General features: G+C 61.9%; 1 protein-coding gene. It reads right to left on the bottom strand.

Going from position 1 to position 630, the window contains the following annotated elements; translation table 11 throughout:
- The coding region (locus tag G7Z99_RS19625; protein ID WP_375139178.1) for an immunoglobulin-like domain-containing protein at positions 1-630 on the bottom strand (630 nt) is incomplete at both ends.

Below are 630 nucleotides of genomic sequence, written 5' to 3' on the forward strand. Positions count from 1 at the left end.
GCTGCAGGTTCTCGAAGCCTTTGCCACCGGCATCGACTGCGCTCTGCACGCCCAGCTTCACGGTTTCGCCGTCCTTGAAGACGTCATCACCTTGTGCTGCCAGGGTGTAAGTGGCCGTGGTCGAGCCTGCTTTCACAGTCACGGTATCGCCGTTGCTGAGGGTGACGTTCAGATCACGCTCCAGCACACGGTTAGTGGTAACGGTGAAGGTCGCCGGCTGGTTCTCGTTGACGGTGCTCTGGTCGGCGGTGATGCCGACAGTCAGCAAATCACCGCCGTTGTTACCGCCCGGCGTACCTGGATTACCTGGGGTGCCTGGCTCGTCGGTGACGGTCGTGGTGCGCGTCTCATCACCGAGGGTGAGTTTCTCGAAGTTGTCACCGCCGCTGACCGAAGCCAGCTTGTTGACGATGTCCGCTTGGCCGCCAACATAGGCGTCGTCTTTCACCACGATGGTCGCGGTGCCGGTGGTGCTGCCGGCCGCGACTTTGACCACGGTGCCGTCGGTCAGGGTGAAGCTCAGGCCATTGTGGCCAGCCACTGGCAGACCTTGGGCATTGGTCAGGGTCACGGTGTAGGTAACCTGGCCGCCTTCGGTGACGGTAGTCTTGTCAGCGGTCAGTGTTGCCA

The organism is Pseudomonas entomophila, assembly GCF_013523165.1.
In the GTDB taxonomy this organism is placed as follows: Bacteria; Pseudomonadota; Gammaproteobacteria; order Pseudomonadales; family Pseudomonadaceae; genus Aquipseudomonas; species Aquipseudomonas entomophila_A.